Source organism: Mesorhizobium sp. M2E.F.Ca.ET.219.01.1.1, assembly GCF_004016445.2.
GTDB lineage: Bacteria > Pseudomonadota > Alphaproteobacteria > Rhizobiales > Rhizobiaceae > Mesorhizobium.
Genome location: NZ_SADT02000008.1, coordinates 69,933 through 89,496, shown reverse-complemented (window position 1 = coordinate 89,496; position 19,564 = coordinate 69,933). Strand labels below are relative to the sequence as shown.

Annotated in this window: 17 protein-coding genes; 8 read left to right on the top strand and 9 right to left on the bottom strand. The window is 60.4% G+C overall.

The annotated features are described in order from the left end of the window. The first annotated feature begins 395 nt into the window (after positions 1 to 395). The 3 genes from EN862_RS31525 (at position 396) to EN862_RS31515 (ending at position 3,079) form a co-directional block, all read left to right on the top strand. The gene (locus tag EN862_RS31525; protein ID WP_189401892.1) at positions 396 to 1,439 is read left to right on the top strand and encodes an extracellular solute-binding protein; all 1,044 of its coding nucleotides are present in this window, start codon (positions 396 to 398) and stop codon (positions 1,437 to 1,439) included. Between the two features lie 40 nt (positions 1,440 to 1,479). Next, positions 1,480 to 2,181 carry an SGNH/GDSL hydrolase family protein gene (locus EN862_RS31520; protein ID WP_210235690.1) on the top strand — a complete coding sequence of 234 codons (702 nt, stop codon included), beginning with the start codon at positions 1,480 to 1,482 and terminating at the stop codon, positions 2,179 to 2,181. Positions 2,182 to 2,329: 148 nt separating this feature from the next. Beyond that, positions 2,330 to 3,079, top strand: a complete 750-nt coding sequence (locus EN862_RS31515) for a FadR/GntR family transcriptional regulator (RefSeq protein WP_127227929.1) — start codon at positions 2,330 to 2,332, stop codon at positions 3,077 to 3,079. Positions 3,080 to 3,088: 9 nt separating this feature from the next. On the opposite strand, the gene EN862_RS31510 is transcribed toward EN862_RS31515, so the two are convergent. The 5 genes from EN862_RS31510 to EN862_RS31490 form a co-directional block, all read right to left on the bottom strand. Beyond that, entirely contained in the window at positions 3,089 to 4,126 is a 1,038-nt protein-coding gene (locus EN862_RS31510) for a pyridoxal-phosphate dependent enzyme (RefSeq protein WP_127868188.1), read from the bottom strand. A gap of 67 nt (positions 4,127 to 4,193) precedes the next feature. Beyond that, positions 4,194 to 5,192, bottom strand: a complete 999-nt coding sequence (locus tag EN862_RS31505; RefSeq protein ID WP_127868187.1) for a Gfo/Idh/MocA family oxidoreductase — start codon at positions 5,190 to 5,192, stop codon at positions 4,194 to 4,196. After that, entirely contained in the window at positions 5,189 to 5,545 is a 357-nt protein-coding gene (locus EN862_RS31500) for a hypothetical protein (protein WP_127868186.1), read from the bottom strand. Before EN862_RS31500 ends, EN862_RS31505 begins: the two co-directional genes overlap by 4 nt. Continuing rightward, positions 5,542 to 6,633, bottom strand: a complete 1,092-nt coding sequence (locus tag EN862_RS31495; RefSeq protein ID WP_127868185.1) for an ABC transporter ATP-binding protein — start codon at positions 6,631 to 6,633, stop codon at positions 5,542 to 5,544. Before EN862_RS31495 ends, EN862_RS31500 begins: the two co-directional genes overlap by 4 nt. Before the next feature lie 152 nt (positions 6,634 to 6,785). Beyond that, entirely contained in the window at positions 6,786 to 7,523 is a 738-nt protein-coding gene (locus EN862_RS31490) for a FadR/GntR family transcriptional regulator (protein ID WP_127868184.1), read from the bottom strand. Positions 7,524 to 7,721: 198 nt separating this feature from the next. Between EN862_RS31490 and EN862_RS31485 the strand changes: the two genes are divergently transcribed. Continuing rightward, positions 7,722 to 8,174, top strand: a complete 453-nt coding sequence (locus EN862_RS31485; RefSeq protein WP_127227935.1) for a RidA family protein — start codon at positions 7,722 to 7,724, stop codon at positions 8,172 to 8,174. On the opposite strand, the gene EN862_RS31480 is transcribed toward EN862_RS31485, so the two are convergent. Continuing rightward, positions 8,167 to 9,819, bottom strand: coding sequence for a choline dehydrogenase (locus EN862_RS31480; protein ID WP_127868183.1), 1,653 nt, complete (start codon positions 9,817 to 9,819; stop codon positions 8,167 to 8,169). The genes EN862_RS31485 and EN862_RS31480 overlap by 8 nt on opposite strands. 13 nt (positions 9,820 to 9,832) lie before the next feature. After that, positions 9,833 to 11,329 carry an aldehyde dehydrogenase family protein gene (locus EN862_RS31475; RefSeq protein ID WP_189401894.1) on the bottom strand — a complete coding sequence of 499 codons (1,497 nt, stop codon included), beginning with the start codon at positions 11,327 to 11,329 and terminating at the stop codon, positions 9,833 to 9,835. A 322-nt stretch (positions 11,330 to 11,651) separates the two neighbouring features. Between EN862_RS31475 and EN862_RS31470 the strand changes: the two genes are divergently transcribed. Genes EN862_RS31470 through EN862_RS31460 form a run of 3 tightly spaced genes read left to right on the top strand, consistent with a single transcriptional unit; the run spans position 11,652 to position 16,150 of the window. Then, entirely contained in the window at positions 11,652 to 13,784 is a 2,133-nt protein-coding gene (locus EN862_RS31470) for a hydantoinase/oxoprolinase family protein (RefSeq protein WP_127868181.1), read from the top strand. Further along, on the top strand, positions 13,768 to 15,411 hold the full coding sequence (locus tag EN862_RS31465) for a hydantoinase B/oxoprolinase family protein (RefSeq protein WP_127868180.1): 1,644 nt from the start codon (positions 13,768 to 13,770) through the stop codon (positions 15,409 to 15,411). Before EN862_RS31470 ends, EN862_RS31465 begins: the two co-directional genes overlap by 17 nt. Before the next feature lie 13 nt (positions 15,412 to 15,424). Continuing rightward, positions 15,425 to 16,150 carry a ribonuclease activity regulator RraA gene (locus EN862_RS31460; protein WP_127227940.1) on the top strand — a complete coding sequence of 242 codons (726 nt, stop codon included), beginning with the start codon at positions 15,425 to 15,427 and terminating at the stop codon, positions 16,148 to 16,150. A gap of 78 nt (positions 16,151 to 16,228) precedes the next feature. On the opposite strand, the gene EN862_RS31455 is transcribed toward EN862_RS31460, so the two are convergent. Then, positions 16,229 to 16,660, bottom strand: coding sequence for a helix-turn-helix domain-containing protein (locus tag EN862_RS31455; RefSeq protein ID WP_127868179.1), 432 nt, complete (start codon positions 16,658 to 16,660; stop codon positions 16,229 to 16,231). A 189-nt stretch (positions 16,661 to 16,849) separates the two neighbouring features. Here EN862_RS31455 and EN862_RS31450 point away from each other — a divergent pair, with 189 nt between their 5' ends. Further along, the gene (locus EN862_RS31450; RefSeq protein WP_127868178.1) at positions 16,850 to 18,655 is read left to right on the top strand and encodes a chloride channel protein; all 1,806 of its coding nucleotides are present in this window, start codon (positions 16,850 to 16,852) and stop codon (positions 18,653 to 18,655) included. A gap of 128 nt (positions 18,656 to 18,783) precedes the next feature. On the opposite strand, the gene EN862_RS31445 is transcribed toward EN862_RS31450, so the two are convergent. After that, positions 18,784 to 19,494 carry a cytochrome b561 domain-containing protein gene (locus EN862_RS31445; protein ID WP_127868177.1) on the bottom strand — a complete coding sequence of 237 codons (711 nt, stop codon included), beginning with the start codon at positions 19,492 to 19,494 and terminating at the stop codon, positions 18,784 to 18,786. Between the last annotated feature and the right edge of the window lie 70 nt (positions 19,495 to 19,564).

Sequence of the window (19,564 nt, the reverse complement as noted above, 5' to 3'; positions counted from 1 at the left end):
GCTTGCTCATCGCAATTGACAGAGGCTTCGCGACCACCAGGTTTCTGCCGCTGAGCTGGCCTTTTCTGGCGCTTGCCAAATTTTGGATTGCGTTGTTGCCGACGGGGCTGTTCACGAAAAGTTGCGAGATCCGCTAATGAAGGCCCGGCTCAAAAAACCACCGCCACCCCTTGACTCTTCGGACTGCCGACTGCACGCTGCATGCACTACGTTAGCCGAGCGATGCGTTCGCAAGGTGTGAGAGAGCTAGAGTGCCGGAGCAAAAGCGAGCCGCTCGGCGGGAGCACCTGTCACAAGGACGCCCTTAGCCGAGAAGAACCAGAACCGCGCACGGACCAAAATGCGGCAGCCTCAAGTGATCAACGATGTGGGAACACCTTCCAGAGGAGATGAGAATGTACAAAAAGTTGTTCGGCGAAATCGGGAAGCTGCTGGCGGTATCGACCGTCCTTGCACTTGCCATTGCCGGACCGGCAAACGCCGGGGGCAAGCTACGCATACTGACGTGGGACGGTTACGCCGACAAGGAATGGGTCGCGCAGTTCGAGAAGGACAACAACGCCACCGTTGAAGTGGTTTTTGCAGGGTCCAACGATGAGATGTGGGCCAAGATCCAGGGTAGCCAAGGCAAGGACTTTGACATCTTTGCGACAGCTGCAGCTGGCATGCAGAGATACTACGAAGCGGGACTGCTCCAGCCGATCGATCTGTCCAAGATCCCGAATCATGCCGGCCAATTACCCCAGTTCCAGGATCTTTCCAAGATCGCCGGCGCGGTTCACGACGGCAAGACCTATCTTATTCCCTATGCCTTCAGCCCGATGACGCTGATCTATGACCCCGCAAAGGTGAATCCGGCGCCCACCTCGTGGTCGGTGATGTGGGATCCTCAGTACAAGGGCAAGGTGCTGCTCTATGACGACGGCGAAAGTGCGTTCGCCACAGCGGCAATCATGAACGGCGTGCAGACGCCTTTTCATCTGACTGATCAGCAGTTTAAGGATGCCATGCCGAAGCTGGTAGACCTGAAGCATAACTCCGCGAGCTTCTACACGTTCGTGCAAGATTCGGTTCAGTTGGCGCAAAACAATGATGCGCCGATCATTTTCGGTGCTTACGCGGATCAGCAGATTAAGGCCCTCGCAGGCGGCGGCCTGAACTATAAGCAAGCTTATCCAAAGGAAGGCGTCATCGCTTGGGTGGATACATGGGCGGTTACGAGCGGGGCCAAGGGCGACTCCTATGATCTGGCTTTGAAGTGGATCAACTTCGTAATCAGCAAGAAGATCGCCGCAGAGCTAACGGAGAAATCCGGCTACGCGAATTCGGTCACGTCCACTGATACCATACCGGCGGGCACCAAGATCTTCTGGATGCAGCCGGACGAAGATCCCACCAAGCGCACTGACCTTTGGAACCAAGTCAAGGCGACGCCATGACATCGGCTGGTCGCATCGCGTGATGCGACGGGCTCGTCATGTGAAAACTGCCGCCGCAGCAAATGGTCCGACATCGATGACAAAATTGAGGCGCATTCTGTGCTACGGCGACAGCAACACCCATGGCTCTGCCCCAGCCAAGAGTTGGTTCGACAGTCAGCGATTTGATGAGACGGCACGCTGGACAGGCGTTCTGGCGGAAGCCTTGGGAAAGGGCTTTCGCATAATCGAGGAGGGCCTTCCCGGTCGAACGACAACTCTTGATGATCCTATCGAAGGCGCCTCGCGCAACGGACTTACCTACCTCAAGCCATGCATCGATACCCACCGTCCGTTGGACGCAATCGTGTTGATGCTCGGCACCAACGATCTGAAGACACGCTTCAGCCTTACTTCGGAAGACATCGCTCGGGGTTTGGTCGCGTTGATCGAGCTGATCTTGTCCGGCAAATCGGGTCCCGGAGGATCCGATCCACACATCTTGGTCATCGCTCCCGCCCCAATCGAGGAAGTCGGATTCCTCGGCGAGATTTTTTCTGGCGGACGCATCAAATCGGGCCAACTGGCTGGAAAATACAAGGATGTCGCATCCCATTTTGGCGCCGAATATCTGAACGCCGCGCAGTTCATTAGCGTCAGTCCGGTGGATGGTATCCACCTGGAGGTCCAACAACATGCTGTTCTCGGAAAAGCGGTAGCCGACAAACTGCTGACAATGTTTGGCGCGGGGACGGTGCTCTAGTTTCGATTGCGGAAGATGGCGGCCGTCGATCGCCAGCATCCGCTGATTTGCCGCGGACGACGTCCGGCCCGATGCTCACGTTATGGATTTTCCGTGTTTGCTTGAGTAGATTTGTAAGACAACTGCGAGAATCACGCGGATTTTGCGAATGGGTGCTCCAAATGATGAGCGCATCAAGCTCTCGAAGCGCGTCTATGACGGTTTGCGTCGTCAGATCGACGAGGGTGAGTGGCGCGAAGGCACACGCATGCCTACCGAGACCGAACTGGCGGCAAGCTTCGGTGTTTCACGCCCCGTCGTGCGCGAGGCCCTGGTGCAGCTGCGCAGCGAGGGGATCATCGACTCCCGTCGCGGTTCAGGCAGCGTGGTCATTGCCGCCAACGGGGCACCTAGGCGAAGTTACAGCCCTATCGAGAATGTTGCCGACCTTATCAGCGCGTTCGAGTTCCGATTGACGATTGAGTGCGATGCTGCGGCATTCACCGCGTTGCGGGGCAAACCGCAGGATCTGGCTGAAATTATCTCCGCGCATGAGAAGTTCAAAAGCGATCTGAGCGAGAGTGATTTCGGCGATCTTGACCTGGCATTCCACATCGCGATTGCCAAGGGCACTGGGAACAAGCTCTTCGAAGCGACGCTGTCGATGCTCAATCCCCAGATACTTTTGGGTATGCGCCTGGTGGGCGAATTCTCGCTGATCGGCAGCACCACAAGAGCTCAGACCGTTTATCGCGAACACGCCTTGATCGTCGATGCAATCAAGTCGGGTGACGCGCAAGCGGCTTTTGACGCGATGCGGAACCATCTGCTTCAGTCGCGCCATCGTATCCTGGGATTTGATGTCCCACCGAATTGGCAAAGGCTGGGGCCGGTCAACACCAGCTCGTCAGCTTCGTGACGGTCATATCTAGGTACAAGCCAGAATGGCGTCGGCGTAGGAAAAAATGGCTGGCAGTCCGCCTGTATGGATGAACACCACGCGGTCCTTCGCCGTCAGAAGGCCAGACCTTATATCACCAAGCAAGCCGGAGAGCCCTTTTCCTGAGTACACCGGGTCGACAAGGATACCCTCGGTTCGGGCCAGCAGGGCAGACGCCTCTTGGGCATCCGCAGAGGGGAGGCCGTAGCCGGCGCCGACCCAATCGGTGGAGTTGCTGATTGCTTCCACTGGGACCGACAAATCGAACCCGAGGATACGCGCCGCCGCTTCGCACTGACCGGCAATCGCGGAAGGAAACTCATAGGCCTCGTTGCGGCTGTCCATCGGGTTGATGCCGCGGATTTGAGTGGTGTGCCCAAGCAGCATTGCCGCCGCCTGCAAGCCGGCCTGCGTGCTTCCCTGAGAGGTCGCATAGATGTGAGTGGGCTCCGCTTCGCGCAGCGCTTCGAACTGAGAAGATATCTCCAGATACGCGTTGACATAGGCGACCGCCGCCAAGCTCAGCGCGGATTGCGCTCCCATACCGAGGATAGCCGGGTTTCGGCCTTCGCGTTTCAGCCTTGCCGCCATATCTTCCTTGGCCTGCTTCAGCGAAGCCGTTGCGTCCACGGGCACGATCTTGGCGCCGAAAAGCCTGGCGATAAGCTGATTGCCTTGAACATGATCGTAGTGGGCGTCCTTGCGAGGCATCAGGATACAGTCTAGGCCAAGCCGCGCAGCAGCTGCGGCGAGTTGGCGCGATTGATTTGATTGAGACGCGGCGCCTTGGATCACCACGTCGACCCCGCGACTAACCGCGTCACCGAGGATGAATTCATGTTGCCGGACCTTGTTGCCGCCGAAGGCGACACCGGTGCAGTCATCCCTCTTGATCCAGATCCTCGGTCCTTCGAGCCGCTTTGTCAGCGTGGGGCAGTAGTCGATGGGCGTCGGAAGATGCGCCAGCCGCACACGCGGGAGCGCTGCGAGCGCAGAGCTCAGTTCGACCTGTGAAACAATCGTCATTCGGATTGTATCCTTTGGATGATGCTCCCGGCGCGATCCGGTGGCGCGATCCGCACACGTGACGCGGTCAGATTTCGATCACTCGGCCTGTTGCGGCCGCGGTCCGCGCGGCAAGTGCAAATCGAAGCGAAGCGAGACCGTCCTCGCCGGAGACAAGCGGGCCGCCGATGCCCCTGACGGCATCGGCAAAGGCCGCTATGACACGGGGGTAGGCGTTTTCATGCTCGATCGGAATTTCTTGGCGGTTGCCTCGCACGCTTAGCTCCAGCCTGCCGCCGGGCCGCTGCAGCAGCACGTCATCGGCAAAGACAGAAGCCTTGGTGCCGTGCAGTTCGAGGGTTGTTCGAGCATGCTCGATCGCGAAGCTCTCCGTGATCTGGACTGTGAGCCCAGACGCCGTTTGGGCTATTGTGGCTACGCCGTCTTCAATCCCTTTGGCAGAGATGCCGTTGTTGGAAGTAAAAGCAGCAACGCGCACAAATTTCTCACCCAGTATGAAGTGCAGGGTATCTGCGTCATGAACGGTCAGGTCAAAGAAGACGCCTGCTCCGGCCGAAGCGCTATCGGTGCGCCATCCGCGATTGTCGTGGGGCAGCAGAACGCCGAACATGGCGCGAACCGCGACAAGGTCGCCGAGCACGCCACTTTCGACAAGTTCACGTAGCTTTCGGTGGCTATTCATGCCGCGCAAATGATGGTTGATCGCCAAGACAAGATTTTTGTGTTTTGCCAACGAAACCATTTCCCGGGCGTCCTGTTCGGCCATGGCCATCGGCTTCTCACCCAACACATGCTTGCCAGCATTGAGCGCCGCTATGGCGGCGCGCGCGTGCTTTTCGTTGGTGTTGGAGATGTAGACCGCATCGACACCGGCCGAGAGCAGCTCATCAAGCGACTCGCAGGTAAGCGGGATGTCATTGGTCCGGGCATATTCGCTCACACGTGCCGCGTTGCTGCCCTGGACGGCAACCACTTCGTTTCCTGGTGTCGCCCTGATCGCCGGGATGATCCACTCAGCGGCTATGCGGCTTGCGCCGACAAGTCCCCATCGAAGTTGCTTTGTCATTGCACGGGTTCCTGATGAATGAGGATGGATGTCAGCCGATCGCCTACCAGCACGGCTTGGGCTGCTATCGTCAACGCGGGATCGACGGCACCTGAAGGCGAAAACAAGGATCCGTCAGCAGCATGGAGGCTTTGGAAGTGCTGCGCTTTGCGCATGCTGAATACGGGCACAAAACCTTCGGGCTGGCTGGCCGGCACAGTTGCGCCTTGGCGCCAGACACCTGTAACGCCGATCGCGTGGGCAGGTGCCGATGGGCACCCGGTGCCGCGCATGATTTGCCGCCATGGTGACAGGGCGACGGATGCGTCTCCAAGCCAGGAAGCTGCCATGCAGATATCTGCATCCAGGCTCATTGAAGGCGCTCGCCGGACCCGCTGTCGAAGACGCTGATCCGTGACGTATCGACACGCAGCCGCGCCCTGCCGCTCTGGCTCACATGCCCTGCCCGCAGCAGGGCCAACTGTTCCACGCCGGAATGCTGAAACAAAATGACATCGTCTGATCCCGTCGGCTCAATGAGATTGACGTCGGCCTCGATGTCGACGGTCTTCTCGCTCGCGGCGTTACCCTCTGCCAGGCCATAGTGCTCCGGACGAATTCCGACCGTGACCCTGCGACCATCCTGGCGCAAGGCCGAGGCGAATTCCTGCGGGACCGGCAGGATTGTTCCTGACCCCTCCAGCACCACCCTCCCCCCCTTGCTGACCGCGGGCAAAAGGTTGATGCGCGGGCTGCCGATGAAAGTTGCAACAAAGAGATTGGCAGGTCGATTGTAGACCTCGCCTGGGGTTCCCAGTTGCTGAACGACACCTTTGTCCAGGATGGCGATGCGGTTTGCCAGCGTCATGGCCTCGATCTGGTCATGCGTCACGTAGACGGTGGTTCGACCCATCCGGTGGTGCAGCTTCTTTAGCTCGGTGCGCATTTCGACACGCAGAAGAGCATCGAGGTTCGATAGTGGTTCGTCGAAAAGGAAAAGGCTTGGCTCTCGCACCAATGCGCGGCCAATTGCTACCCGCTGCCGCTGCCCGCCAGACAATTGCCCTGGCTTTCGATCAAGCAAATGGCTGATTTGGAGCAGGTTGGCGACGTCGGAGACCGCCTTGTCACGTTCCGGCTTCGGCAGTTTTCGCATTTCCAGCGGAAAAGCGATGTTCTGCCTGACGGTCATCGAGGGATAAAGCGCATAGGACTGGAACACCATCGCGATGTCGCGGTGCTGACAGGGCACTTCGTTGAGGACGCGCTCCCCAAGGCGGATTTCGCCAGCGTTGATTCTATGAAGGCCGGCGATTGCATGGAGCAACGTCGACTTGCCACATCCTGATGGTCCGAGAAGAACGAGAAATTCGCCGGATGCGACGTCAATGTTGATGTTTTTCAAGACGCACAGGTTGGGGCCGTAATATTTGTAAACACTATCGATGGACAACGAAGACATAAACTAACCTCTCACAGGGCCGCCGGACCGGGCGGCGACCGAAATCGCGCTGGAAAACGCGGGCTGGGTGCACAGATCTGCGATCGAGGGGGCGCTACGCCCGAGCGATCGCGGTCGGCAAGAACGCAAGTGCGGCGGACCGAGGGGCCGCTTCAATTCTGCCCCCTTCGGATCGACGGTCCGGTGCCCAATGTGGGTTGCCAATCACTTGCGATTTCGAAGCCGAGGATCCTTCGTCGTGAGTTCATGAGATGCCGACCCATTGCCGACTGGGCTTTGTCGGCATCTCGAGCCTCAACGGCGTCGACGATCATCTCGTGTTCTTCGAAGATCGCCTCCGACCGGGTTGCCGCTTGTTGTTGAGAGAATTCTCCGACGAGCCGCATCCCGAAGACGATCTGCGTGCGCAGCATGCTGAGCGTGGTTTCATACATTGCGTTTCGACTTGCTCGGGACAGCGCCAGGTGGAACCCGAAATCGGCATCGCCGAAGGTCTCCTCGTTCGACTGGTTCTTGACAACGGCGGAGGCAATACGAATTTGCTCCAACTCCTCGTCGGTCCGCCTCAGCGCCGCGAAAGCGGCGACATCGCATTCGACGGAGAATCGAAATTCAAACGCCTGGATGAGGTCGGCTATGTTCTCGATTGGCCGGTAGCCCCCCAGGTCCAGGCCATTTTTGCCGATCACAAAGCTCCCGGATCCTTTGCGGGATCCGATCAAGCCCTCCATTTTGAGCCGGATCAAAGCCTCCCTTACGACGGGCCGCGAGACGCCATAGTTCTTAGCAAGCTCGGTCTCCGGAGGTATGCGCGTACCCTCTGGCCACTCACCGCCTTCGACGAATTGCCGAAGGGCGCCATAGACCTGGTCTGCCAGTTTGAGCTTCATCGCTCTGCCGGGGCTTGGAGTTTGCACATATTTGTAATCTGTCAGCTAATTTGTTTTACAGCAAGCTGTTTTTATGACACATGTCCGACATATCAGCGATAAGTCCAGCAACTCGCCCCCAGTTGCAAATCTTAGCGGTGCTCACGAGAGACGCGGCCCGCCAGAAGCACCGCGGGGCCCATAGGAGGAATGACAACAATGACAGGTGCTTTCACCTACAACGGATACGAGATCCCGGCCTACCAACCGCCCGCTTATGGCTACACTTCGGTTCTCGTGCACGACGGCCAGGCCTGGGTCAGCGGTAATGTGCCCAAGACCGGCGATGAGGATCTCCACCCGGGCAAGGTCGGATCGGATGTCACGCTCGAACAGGCAAAGGAAGCGGCTGACCTTGCGATGCGCAACGCGCTTGCCTCTCTCGCGCATGCCGTCGGCGGTCTGGACAATGTCGTCCAGATCCTGAAGATGACAGTATTCGTCGCGTCGGCACCGGGATTCAATCTCCAGCCCCGCGTGGCCGACGCTGCAACCCTTTTGTTGCGTGAGGTGCTGGGCGAACGCGGCAATCACGCGCGCTCCGCGGTTGGCGTTGCCGAACTGCCGCGCAACTCCAGCGTTGAGATCGAGCTTGTCGCTGCCGTCAAGTAGCCGGGTGGGCCGGAAGCTTTTGCTGCACCTCTCGAGCGAGCGTGTGCTGCTGCGGCAACTTGCGCCCTTTCACCGCATCGGCGCCACGCTCGCCGATCATGATCGCTGGCGCATTGGTGTTGCCTGAGACCAGCGTCGGCATGATAGAGGCATCGATCACCCGTAGTCCGTCGATGCCGCGGACCTTGAGGTCGGTGTCCACAACAGCCATTTCGTCGGAACCCATCTTGCAGGTCCCTGCAGGATGAAAGTCGGTCTTGCTCCATTCTCGAACATAGGCACGCAAATCCTCCTCGCTCGTTCGTTGCGCGCCAGGCAAGTGTTCGGCCTTGTAGATCTTGGCGAAAGCGGGCTGTGACAGGATGTCACGAGCAATCTTGAACCCGTTGACGGTGTGCGCCCAGTCGCGCTCATGCGTCATGTATTTCGGATCAATGATCGGCTCGGCCGCCGGATCCGCGGACGCCAGCATCACCTCTCCGCGGCTTTCGGGTCGAAGATAGGCGGTGTTGAGGGTCATTCCGTGGCCCTTGACCTGCACGCGGCCATGATCGATGACGTAGGCGGGAAGGAAGTGCATCTGGATGTCGGGCCAATCGGTGTTCCCATCAGTCGATACGAAGCCTCCACCCTCGCAGACATTCGACGTGAGGGGGCCAGTGCCGAAGGCCAGAAATTGCAGCGTGTGCCAAGCCGCCATCAGGCCCTTGTCGTGACCGTTATACGATACCGGTTCCCTGAGGCTGGCACAGCAATAGACGTCCAGATGATCCTGCAAATTCTTGCCGACGCCTGGCAAATCATGAATCGCCCTCACGCCCGCGCGCTTGAGTTCGGCGGCTGGTCCGACGCCTGAAAGCAGCAGGATTTTCGGAGAATTGATTGCGCCCGCGCACACGATGACCTCGGACCTGGCCTCGATCCGGCTTGTCTGTCCCTTTATTGCGACCTCGATGCCTCTCGCGCGGCCGTTCTCCACGAACACCCGAAGCACGCGGGCCTCGGTTTGCACGGTCAGGTTCTTGCGATTGGCATTGGGGTAGATAAAGGCCTGCGCGGCGCTCGAGCGACGTGCCGCGCGCTGAGTGACCTGATAATAACCGACCCCATGTTGTTGCGCGCCGTTGAAATCGGTGTTGTAGGGGTAGCCAGCCTGTTGCGCCGCGCGGATATAGACCCTCGTCAGGTCGATCGGCGAACGCTGGTCGGATACGCCAAGCGGCCCGCCCTGACCATGGTAGTCATCAAGGTATCGCTCATTGTCCTCGGATTTGCGGAAATAGGGCAACAGATCGTCATAGCCCCACCCCTCGTTGCCCAAGTCGCGCCACTGATCGTAGTCGCGACGGTTGCCTCGGATGTAGACCATCGAATTGACCGAGGAGCCGCCCCCCAGAACCTTGCCCTGGGGGAAAAGCATGCGCCTGTTGTTGAGCGCCGGCTGCGGAACCGTTTCCCACTCGTAGCGAAATCTCGGGCCTTGCAGTTTGGCGTAGCCCGCTGGCCAGCGAACCAGAGGACCGTCGTTCTTCTTGCCGAACTCGACAAGAAGCACGCGTGAGCCGGCATCCTCGCTCAGGCGCGAAGCCACGACGCAGCCGGCCGAGCCGCCCCCCACAACGATAAAGTCATATTCCTTGTCCATCGTCACCCTCCCCTCAGATGGCCTTTCCGATCCAGCGCGGCTGATATCCGCCGCTGCGCAGTTGGACAGTTTTGATGTCCATGAACTCTTCGCAACCGACGCGACCAACCTCGCGCCCGATCCCGCTCGCGCCGAGGCCGCCAAACGGCAATTCAGCGGGTCCGTCGAGATAGGTGTTGACCCAAACGGTTCCGGCCTCCAGCTCGCGTGCAGCCCTCAGCGCCGCGGCTGTGTCTCCCGTCCATATGCCGGCCGACAAACCGTAGTCGGTGCCATTGGCGATGGCGAAGGCCTCGTCCAGCGCCTCGAAAGTCTGGATGGTGCAAACTGGACCGAATATTTCCTCCTGGGCAATCCGCATGCTGGATGCGACCTCGGTGAAAACGGTCGGATCGATGAAGCGCGCCCCGGCCTCTTCACGACACGTGCCGCCAAGGGCAAGCGTGGCGCCTTCGGCTTTGCCGATCTCGATGTAGCTTAGAATCTTTCGATATTGCGCTTCGCTGATGATCGGACCCATCAGCACGTCGTCACGCAGCGTGTCGCCGACGGGGATGGACCGTGCGGCCTCGATGAACTTACGCGTGAAATCCTTGGCGATGCCGTTCTGAAGCAGGATACGACCGCCTTGATTGCACGATTGGCCGGCGTTGAGAAAGGCTCCATGCAAGGTGGCGTCGAGCGCGGCTCCCAGATCGGCATCATTCATGACGATGTGGGCGTTCTTGCCGCCTAGCTCGAGTGAAACCTTCTTCAACATCCGAGCGCCGATCTCCATGGCGTGTTTGCCCACCGCTGTCGATCCGGTGAAGGAGATCATTCGAACCAGCGGATGCTTAAGCAAAGCCTCCCCGGTCAGCCTGCCGCTGCCCGTCACTATGTTGCACACCCCATCGGGCAGACCCGCCTGCTTGAGGATAGGACCCAAGAGCAGTGTCGTGGCGGAAGTCAGTTCCGATGGCTTCACGACAGCCGCACAGCCGGCTGCAAGGGCAAATGGCAGCTTCTGGCTGATGATCAAGAACGGAAAGTTCCAGGGCGTCACGACGCCGGCCACGCCGACCGGGACGCGCAGTGTCAAGGCCAAATAGTCCTTGCCCAGGCCGCCAAAACTGTCGCCTGTCAGCGAGCGGGCCTGCGTGGCGGCAAATTCCCACAGCATAGCCGACCGCTCGATCTCGAGCCTCGCCTGCTTGTGCGGCTTGCCGCTTTCGGCCATTTCGAACCAGGCCAGTTCATCCACATTTTCGCGAATAAGACTGGCGGTTCGCAGCAACACGTTGGAGCGTTGCTCCCCGCTTGACAGGCGCCATTCGGCCTCGAAGGCAGCGTGGGCGCGCACACAGGCCTGGTCGACCAAGCCCTCCCCCGCCTCATGCAACAGCGAAACCGGCGCGCCATTGGCCGGGTTGACCGACACACTCTGCGCGCCTTGGCTAAACGACCACGCGCCGTCAATCCAGCTGCCAAATTGTCTGACCGCTTTCGGCGTAATAAAACCAGAAGTCATTCCAAATCCCAGCATTCCGGTCTGCGTGCGCTTGGCAAACGTTGCCGAAGCGCACCTGAAACTCTGCGCAAAGCGGGCAACAAAATTACATATTTGTCAACCGCCTTTCGCGCGGCACATACTCCAAGATTTAGCTGACTGCAAATGGGCATCCGCACTTTTCATGGGTTCGCAATTGCTGCAGTGGCAGTCAAATCGCTATAAGCCGGCTCCCCAAGGCCGGGCCGGACGGATGAGTTGCGTCAGTCTGCACGCAAGATTGATTGACAACAATTCAGAAAAATTACAAATATGGAAACTGCCTGCCGATAATGGAGCACTGATGGTTTCCCGCGTCAACAGAGCGTCTGCCGACATCGGCGGCACTTTCACCGATATCGTCATCGAGATCGCCGGCGTCCGCGCCTCGACCAAAATTCTGACGACCCATCAGGCGCCCGAACGCGCCGTTATCGATGGCGTGCAGGGCCTGCTGGAAACGCGAGGGCTTGGATTCGATGACCTTGACGTCTTCCTGCACGGCACGACTTTGGCGACGAACGCAATCATCGAACGCCGTGGTGCCAAGACAGCTCTGATCACCACACAAGGCTTCCGCGACACCATCGAAATTGGTTCGGAAAGCCGCCACGACCAGTACGACATCTTCATTAAGAAGCCACCGCCGTTGGTGGGCCGCGGCTTGCGCTTGACCATACCAGAGCGGATCGCCTCCGATGGAAGCGTGCTGCTCGAGCTCGATGACACACATGTCGTCGCCCTTGCGCATTCCTTGAAGGAGCAAGGCGTTCAATCGATCGCCGTCTCATTGATCCATGCCTATGCGAATCCATCGCATGAGCTGCGCGTGCGGGAAATCCTGTCGGCCATGCTGCCCGACGTCTATTTTTGCATCTCGTCCGAGACGTGCCCCGAGGTTCGCGAGTACGAGCGCACCTCAACCACGGTTGCTAACGCCTATATCCGTCCAATCATGGCCGGTTATCTCGGCCGGCTGAAAGCTGAGTTGGCGCAAAAGGGGCTCAACGCGCCAATCCTGCTTATGACCTCGGGAGGAGGGCTCACGACCGTCGACCAGGCCGCTGATTACCCGATCCGTTTGGTCGAATCCGGCCCGGCTGGTGGGGCAATCCTTGCAGCCAAGATCGCAAAGGAATGCGATCTTGACGCCATCATCTCATTCGACATGGGGGGGACGACCGCCAAGATCTGTTTGATTGACCATGGCCAGCCGCTGAAATCGCGCAGCTTCGAGGTGGATCGGACCGAACGGTTCCTCAAGGGTTCGGGCCTGCCGGTCCGGATACCCGTGATCGAAATGGTCGAAATCGGCGCTGGAGGCGGCTCGATCGCCCAGGTCGACAGCATGGGGCGCCTCACGGTCGGTCCTGAGAGTGCTTCTTCGGAGCCGGGGCCAGCTTGTTACGGACTCGGCGGCCGTCGGCCGACTGTCACTGACGGTGATTTCGTGCTGGGGAGGATCGACACCCGAAAATTCGCCGACGGCCGCATGGTCTTGCGGCGCGATCTGGCAGAGCAAGCGCTGTCCAGCGACGTAGGGGACAAGTTGCGGTTGACGCCTGTTCAGGCCGCCGCCGCGGTCACTGCAATTGTCGAGGAGAACATGTCAAACGCCAGCCGGGTCCATGCCGCCGAGCACGGCAAGGATCTTCGCCGCCGCGCAATGATCGCCTTTGGCGGCGCCGCGCCGATGCACGCAGCGCAACTGGCAAGGAAATTGTCATTGGTAAATGTGATCGTGCCCAAGGGAGCCGGCGTTGGATCGGCCATCGGCTTTCTGGAGGCCCCTTTGGCCTACGAGGTCGTGCGAAGCCGCCATAGCCGGCTGGAACGCGTCAACAATGCCGCCACTGCCGACCTCATTGCGCAGATGAAACAGGAGGCCAACGCCGTGGTTGCTCCGGCAGCGGGCGACCAACCCATCAAAGCGCATGTCTCAGCGTTCCTACGCTATGTCGGGCAGGGCCACGAGCTCGAGGTCGATCTGCCATTCGCGGCGGATGGCGGGATCGACGGCGCGGCTTTGAAGGAGGCATTCGATCGGCGCTACAAAGAGGTCTTCGGTCGCTTTCTGCCCAATCACGAAATTGAGGTTCTCACGTGGGCGGTCACCGCATCTGCTGCGCAACCTGCACTGGTGGCAGATGAGGCGTCAAATGGCAGCCTCGGGAAGATCGAACCGTCGGGCGAGACGCCCTTCACCGAAATCGATGGCAGCACGGTCCACGCTCCGGTTTATGAGCGCTCCGAGCTTGGCCCGGGGACCGTCCTGACCGGGCCGCTCGTCATCACCGAGCGGGAAACCAACACAGTCGTTCCGAGGGACTTCTGTGTCGAATGCAATGCGTTCGGCCACCTGGTCCTGACCAATCTTGTCGTCCAAGCGGCCCGACAGTCCGATCGCAAAGGAGCGGCAAATGACCGTCAGCCCTGAAATCCAGCAGATTGGCGAGATCGAGTTCCAGATCATGTGGAACCGCCTTATCGCCGTTGTCGAGGAACAGGCCCAGGCCTTACGCCGCACGGCGTTCAGCCCGATCGTGCGCGAATCGGGCGATCTTTCTGCGGGCTACTTCCACCCCGACGGCCGCATGATCGCGCAGGCGGTGACAGGCACGCCCGGACATGTCAATACGATGGCCGCCTCGGTGCTGCACTTCCTGAACCGCTATCCCGCAGGCACGATGCGCGAGGGTGACGTCTATGTCACCAACGACCCTTGGATGGGGACGGGCCATCTGCATGACTTCGTCGCGGTGACGCCCGCCTTCCATAAGGGGCATCTGGTTGGGCTTTTTGCATCAACTTGTCATTTCATGGACGTCGGAGGCATTGGCTTTGGCCCGGACGGCCGCGATGTCTTCGAGGAGGGTTTTTATGTCCCCCCACTTGCAATGATCACGGCGGGCGAGATCGATCAAACCCTGATAACCCTCGCGCGCTCGAATTCGCGCTACCCGGCTGAACTCGAAGGCGATCTGATGTCCCTCGCCGCCTGCAATCAGATCGGAGTGAGCCGGCTGGCGGACATGCTGGATGAGTTTCATCTTACCGATCTGACCGCCCTCTGCGACCAGATTGTCAGGCGCTCACGCGACGCAGCCCTGAAGGCGATCGCCGCAATTCCGAAAGGCACAGCCGAGGCCGAAATGGTGATCGACGGTTATGACCGGCCGGTCACCTTGAAGGCAACGACCCGGATTGCGGACGACCACATCACGGTGGATTTTTCTGGCACATCGGGCCTTTCAGCGCGCGGCATCAACGTGCCCATCAGCTATGCCCAGGCCTATTCGACCTATGCCGTCGCCTGCGCGCTGTTCCCTGAGGTCCCGAACAATTCGGGCTCGCTATCTGTCGTGACGGTCACGGCTCCCGAAGAGACAATCGTCAACGCCCAACGTCCTGCCCCGGTATCGTCGCGACACGTCATCGGCCAGATGCTGCCCGATGTGGTCTATGGCTGTCTTGCGCAACTGGTTCCCGAGAACGTTTTGGCCGAGGGCGCGTCAGCTCTGTGGAACCTCATCCTTGAAGACGCGCATGACGCTTGCCTCACACAAGGCATCGCAGGGACGCGACGCTTCTCGGCGCTGTCGGTTCAGACCGGCGGCACCGGAGCCCGCTCGCGGCTGGATGGGCTCAACGCCACGGCCTTCCCGTCGGGGGTATCTGGTGTTCCTGTCGAGATCCTCGAGACCCTGACCCCGCTCATTTTCTGGCGCAAGGAATTGCGTGCCGGTTCGGGCGGAGCTGGTAAATTTCGTGGCGGTCTCGGTCAAAGCATCGAGATCGGTCATCGCGAAGGCCATCCGTTCTACATCTACGCAGCCCTCGACCGCATCGAGAACCCCGCACGCGGCCGCTTCGGCGGCGAAAACGGTGCTCCGGGGAAAGTCGCGCTGAAGTCAGGCAGATCCCTCAAGGGCAAAGGCAAGCAGCTGGTGCCCGCGGGCGACAGGCTTGTCGTCGAAACGCCCGGTGGGGGCGGCTATGGCTCCGCCGCGGACCGCGATGCCGGCAGCGTCACGGCCGATCGCCAAAACGGTCTAACCAAGTGAACTCGAGGAAAGCATGAGTGAACATAACTTATCTGACGAAACGCGAGCGAAGCTGAAGAAGATATCCACCGCATCCATCGCCACGGCGCTCTACAAGCGAGGGCTGCGCAACCAGTTCATTCAGGGCGTCGTTCCGGTTGCGCCCAAACAGGACAACATGGTCGGCCCGGCATTCACACTGCGCTACATTCCCGCGCGCGAAGATCGCAATCCGATCACCGTTTTCCGGAATCCGGAACATCCACAGCGCGTTGCGATGGAGACTTGCCCACCCGGCCATGTCCTCGTAATGGACGCGCGCAAGGACGCCAGGGCTGCGACCGCGGGCTCTATTTTGATCACGAGGCTGGCGTTGCGCGGCGCGGCGGGCGTGGTCTCGGATGGCGGCTTCCGCGACGCGGAAGGCATAGGCGCGCTGGACATGCCCGCCTACTACGCCAGGCCGTCTGCGCCAACCAACCTGACACATCATGAAGCGCTGGACATCAACGTGCCCATTTCGTGCGGGGATGCGCCGATCTTCCCAGGCGATGTCCTCGTCGGGGACAAGGACGGCGTGATGGTGGTCCCGGCTCACCTCGCCGACGAGATTGCGGAGGAATGCACCGGAATGGAATGCTTCGAGGACTTCGTCCTGGAGGAGGTTCGTGGCGGCGCGTCGATCATAGGGCTCTATCCCTGCACGAAACCAGAAAACCAGGAAAAATATGAGGCTTGGCGCAAAAAGGCGGGACGCTAGACCTAGCCGGCCTCGTCCTCCCGAGGCCGGCCTGGCGGGCTGCGATCCTCCCTTCGCAGCCCGCTACTTCCCCTTGATCTACGTCTCTTCCTGGCGCGAGAGCAGACGCCGCAGCATGGGCTCGATGCGCGAAAGCTCGTCCAGATGCGCGGCCGACAATTCGGCCAGGCGATCGTCGGCCAAAGGGGTGAGCTGCAGCAGGACGCGGCGGTGATCGCCCTTGTCGTGATCGCGCATCACCAGGCCTGCCTCGGCAAGGCGGTTCACCAATTCCACCGCGCTGTGGTGGCGAATGCGTAGCCGCTCGGCGAGATCGCCGACCGCCACCGGTCCGCCGTCGGGAAATCCCTTGATCGCCAGCAGCGCCTGGTGCTGGCGCGGCGTCAGGCCCGCGTCATTCGCCTGGATCTGGCTGAATTCGAGGAAGCGGCGGATCAGATAACGGAACTGGGATAGCCGCTGGTAATCGGCCTGGCTGATGGCGGGGCGTGGTTTCGGCGGAGACGTCATTTTTCGACTTATGGCTGTTTTCCGTCAAAGCTCAAACTCTTTTCAAAGTTCGGTGCCTGACGCGATCCTTGTCCAAAATGACGCGGATCGATGATCGAAAACGGCCTTGAGGAATTATATCGTATTACGATATGAAGGCGCCGAAAACCGGACGGCCTTTTGCGCCGCCAGAAAGCTCGGGCTCCCACAATGAAATCCGCTCACGCCGGCAACGGCCATCTTCGCGACTTCACGACCGACCCTCGCGTGCTGATCATCGCGGCCATTGCCGTGTTGGTGGCGACCGCCGGGCTGTTTGCCGGTATCGTGCTCCTGAAGCTCATCCGGCTCGCCACCAACATTGCCTATTTCGGCCAGTTCTCGCTGGCCGAACTGAGGCTCGAGGACACGCCGCTTGAGTTAGCCGCGGTGATCGTTCCGGTGATCGGCGCGCTGATCATCGGCCTGATGGCGCGCTTCGGCAGCGAGAAGATTCGCGGCCATGGCATCCCCGAAGCCATTGAGGCGATCCTGCTCGGACGCTCGCGGCTCGACGCCAAGGTCGCGGTGCTGAAGCCGCTGTCGTCGGCGATCTCGATCGGCTCGGGCGGACCGTTCGGCGCAGAGGGCCCGATCATCATGACCGGCGGCGCCATCGGCTCGCTGATCGCGCAGATGCTGCCGGTCAGCGACAATGAGCGCAAAACGCTGCTGGTCGCGGGCGCGGCCGCCGGCATGACGACGGTGTTCGGCACGCCGATCGCGGCAATCATGCTTGCCGTCGAACTGCTCTTGTTCGAATGGACGCCGCGCAGCTTCATCCCGGTCGCGGTCGCGGCGATCGTCGCGGAAGTCGAGCGCACTTTGCTGCACCTGCCAGGACCGATCTTTCCGTTCTCAGGGACCATGGAGGCATCTGCCACCGGGCTGGGCGGCTGGATGCTTATCGGTATCTGCGCCGGCTTGCTTTCAGGCCTGCTGACGCAACTGGTCTATGCCTGCGAGGACGCCTTCCAGAAACTGCCGATACACTGGATGTGGTGGCCGATGATCGGCGGCCTTGTGGTCGGCATCGGCGGGCTGGTCGAGCCGCACGCGCTTGGCGTCGGCTACGATAACATCGCCAACATGCTCGACGGCCGCATGGTCGCGACTGCCGCGCTGCTGCTTTTGGTGGTGAAGGCCGTCATCTGGTCGGTTGCGCTGGGATCCGGGACATCGGGCGGCGTGCTGGCGCCGCTGCTCATCATGGGCGGCACGATGGGCGCGGTGCTGTCGGGCATCCTGCCCGAGGCAAGCCCCGGCTTCTGGCCTCTGCTGGCGATGGCGGCGACGATGGGCGGCACCATGCGCGCGCCGCTGACGGCGACCTTCTTCGCCACCGAGCTCACCGGCAACACGCATGTGCTGGTGCCGCTGATCGCGGCCTGCGCGACCGCGCACGCGGTCACCGTGCTATTGATGAAGCGCTCGATCCTGACCGAGAAGGTGGCGCGGCGCGGGCACCATCTCGTGCGCGAATACCGCGTCGATCCGTTCGCCTTAACCAGGGTCAAGGAAGTGATGACGACCAAGGTCGAGAGCGTGCCGGCGACGATGACGCTACATGGCGCGGCGACCTTCCTGACCGCGCCGGACACGCGGCATCCGAGCTTTCCGGTGATCGACGAGGCGGGCCATGTGCTCGGCGTGATCGATCCGCCGGCGATCCTGCGCTGGCGTCGTAACGGCAAGCACCGCAACGCGACCCTCGGCGAGCTGCTCGCCGGCAGCAAGATCACGCTCGCTTATCCGGACGAGTATCTAGAGGCGCTTTCGGACAAGCTGCTCAACGCCAACATCTCGCATTTGCCGGTCGTCTCACGCGAGGACGAACGGCTCGTCGGCTATATCGGCTGGAAAGACATGATGCGGGTCAGGTCGAAAAAGCAGGCGGAGGAGCGCGAACGCACCGCCTTGCTCAGCTTTGGCGCGAAGCGTAAGGCGCCAGAAAGCGTCAAGGACAGCGCGGTTTAGAGCAATCCTAGGAAAAGTGGGGCGGTTTTCCGTCCGGAATTGCTTAAACAAGACATAGAGCGGTTCGCCGCTCCGCCGGCGAAAACGCTCCAGAGACGGCCAACGGCCGAGAGTGGGCAGCAGCGTACCTAGTCACCATTCAACTGATCGATGCGAAGCTTGTTGAACGGGTGACGAGCTCCGGTGCCGAAGTTCGACAGATATGTATCGTGGTGGAATCCCTTTGCCTCCAGGACGATCATAGTCACCACCCACATGATAACGGTGAGGCCGAGGCCGACAGCTAGGCTAGAGATCCAGTATTGCGACAGGCCTGTCACCACTGCGCCCAACGCCAGGGCCACCGTGAAGTACCCGACAATCTTATGGTAGGCCTCAAACCATCGGCGTTGTGGGCTCATATCATAATGGTCGCCCCGACCGACGGTCGCGGTCATGGCGCTCTGGGTGGATGCATCGGGGCCGCCATGGGTCCCGCGAAGGCGCGCGCTCACAAGCTGGAGGATGCCGAGGACTACGGTTGCAATGCCAAATACTGCGTGGATCGTGGCACTCAAGCCTCCGTTCGCCAGCAAGGCGATCGCCCCTCCACAAAGGCTGCAGAAGCCAAGCAAGGAAAGTCCCAGGCGATGAACGGTGAACCAATAGAGCTTGCGACCAAGTTTAGGACTTCCCTTCGGTATGCCTTCGCGAGAGGGCGGCGGCTTGCCGTACCGGGTGAGAAGAACAATGCCGGGAACCAGAACGATCCAGATCGTGAACATCAGCCAGGCGTGATATTCCCAATGCGCCTGAAGTGCGAAGCCAAATGGCAATTGCAAAGTGGTAGGAGCGTCCATGTGTTGCTCATCCGTCTGGCGCGCAGATCCATTGTGCCACCTGGGCGCCATTGCTGACGCGCCAGGAGCC

What these genes read in the sequence shown, in the direction of transcription:
- EN862_RS31525 (WP_189401892.1), top strand. Translation starts at nt 396, where the DNA reads ATGTACAAAAAGTTGTTCGGCGAAATCGGGAAGCTGCTGGCGGTATCG.
- EN862_RS31515 (WP_127227929.1), top strand. Translation starts at nt 2,330, where the DNA reads ATGGGTGCTCCAAATGATGAGCGCATCAAGCTCTCGAAGCGCGTCTAT.
- EN862_RS31510 (WP_127868188.1), bottom strand. Translation starts at nt 4,126, where the DNA reads ATGACGATTGTTTCACAGGTCGAACTGAGCTCTGCGCTCGCAGCGCTC.
- EN862_RS31505 (WP_127868187.1), bottom strand. Translation starts at nt 5,192, where the DNA reads ATGACAAAGCAACTTCGATGGGGACTTGTCGGCGCAAGCCGCATAGCC.
- EN862_RS31500 (WP_127868186.1), bottom strand. Translation starts at nt 5,545, where the DNA reads ATGAGCCTGGATGCAGATATCTGCATGGCAGCTTCCTGGCTTGGAGAC.
- EN862_RS31495 (WP_127868185.1), bottom strand. Translation starts at nt 6,633, where the DNA reads ATGTCTTCGTTGTCCATCGATAGTGTTTACAAATATTACGGCCCCAAC.
- EN862_RS31490 (WP_127868184.1), bottom strand. Translation starts at nt 7,523, where the DNA reads ATGAAGCTCAAACTGGCAGACCAGGTCTATGGCGCCCTTCGGCAATTC.
- EN862_RS31485 (WP_127227935.1), top strand. Translation starts at nt 7,722, where the DNA reads ATGACAGGTGCTTTCACCTACAACGGATACGAGATCCCGGCCTACCAA.
- EN862_RS31480 (WP_127868183.1), bottom strand. Translation starts at nt 9,819, where the DNA reads ATGGACAAGGAATATGACTTTATCGTTGTGGGGGGCGGCTCGGCCGGC.
- EN862_RS31475 (WP_189401894.1), bottom strand. Translation starts at nt 11,329, where the DNA reads ATGACTTCTGGTTTTATTACGCCGAAAGCGGTCAGACAATTTGGCAGC.
- EN862_RS31470 (WP_127868181.1), top strand. Translation starts at nt 11,652, where the DNA reads ATGGTTTCCCGCGTCAACAGAGCGTCTGCCGACATCGGCGGCACTTTC.
- EN862_RS31465 (WP_127868180.1), top strand. Translation starts at nt 13,768, where the DNA reads ATGACCGTCAGCCCTGAAATCCAGCAGATTGGCGAGATCGAGTTCCAG.
- EN862_RS31460 (WP_127227940.1), top strand. Translation starts at nt 15,425, where the DNA reads ATGAGTGAACATAACTTATCTGACGAAACGCGAGCGAAGCTGAAGAAG.
- EN862_RS31455 (WP_127868179.1), bottom strand. Translation starts at nt 16,660, where the DNA reads ATGACGTCTCCGCCGAAACCACGCCCCGCCATCAGCCAGGCCGATTAC.
- EN862_RS31450 (WP_127868178.1), top strand. Translation starts at nt 16,850, where the DNA reads ATGAAATCCGCTCACGCCGGCAACGGCCATCTTCGCGACTTCACGACC.
- EN862_RS31445 (WP_127868177.1), bottom strand. Translation starts at nt 19,494, where the DNA reads ATGGACGCTCCTACCACTTTGCAATTGCCATTTGGCTTCGCACTTCAG.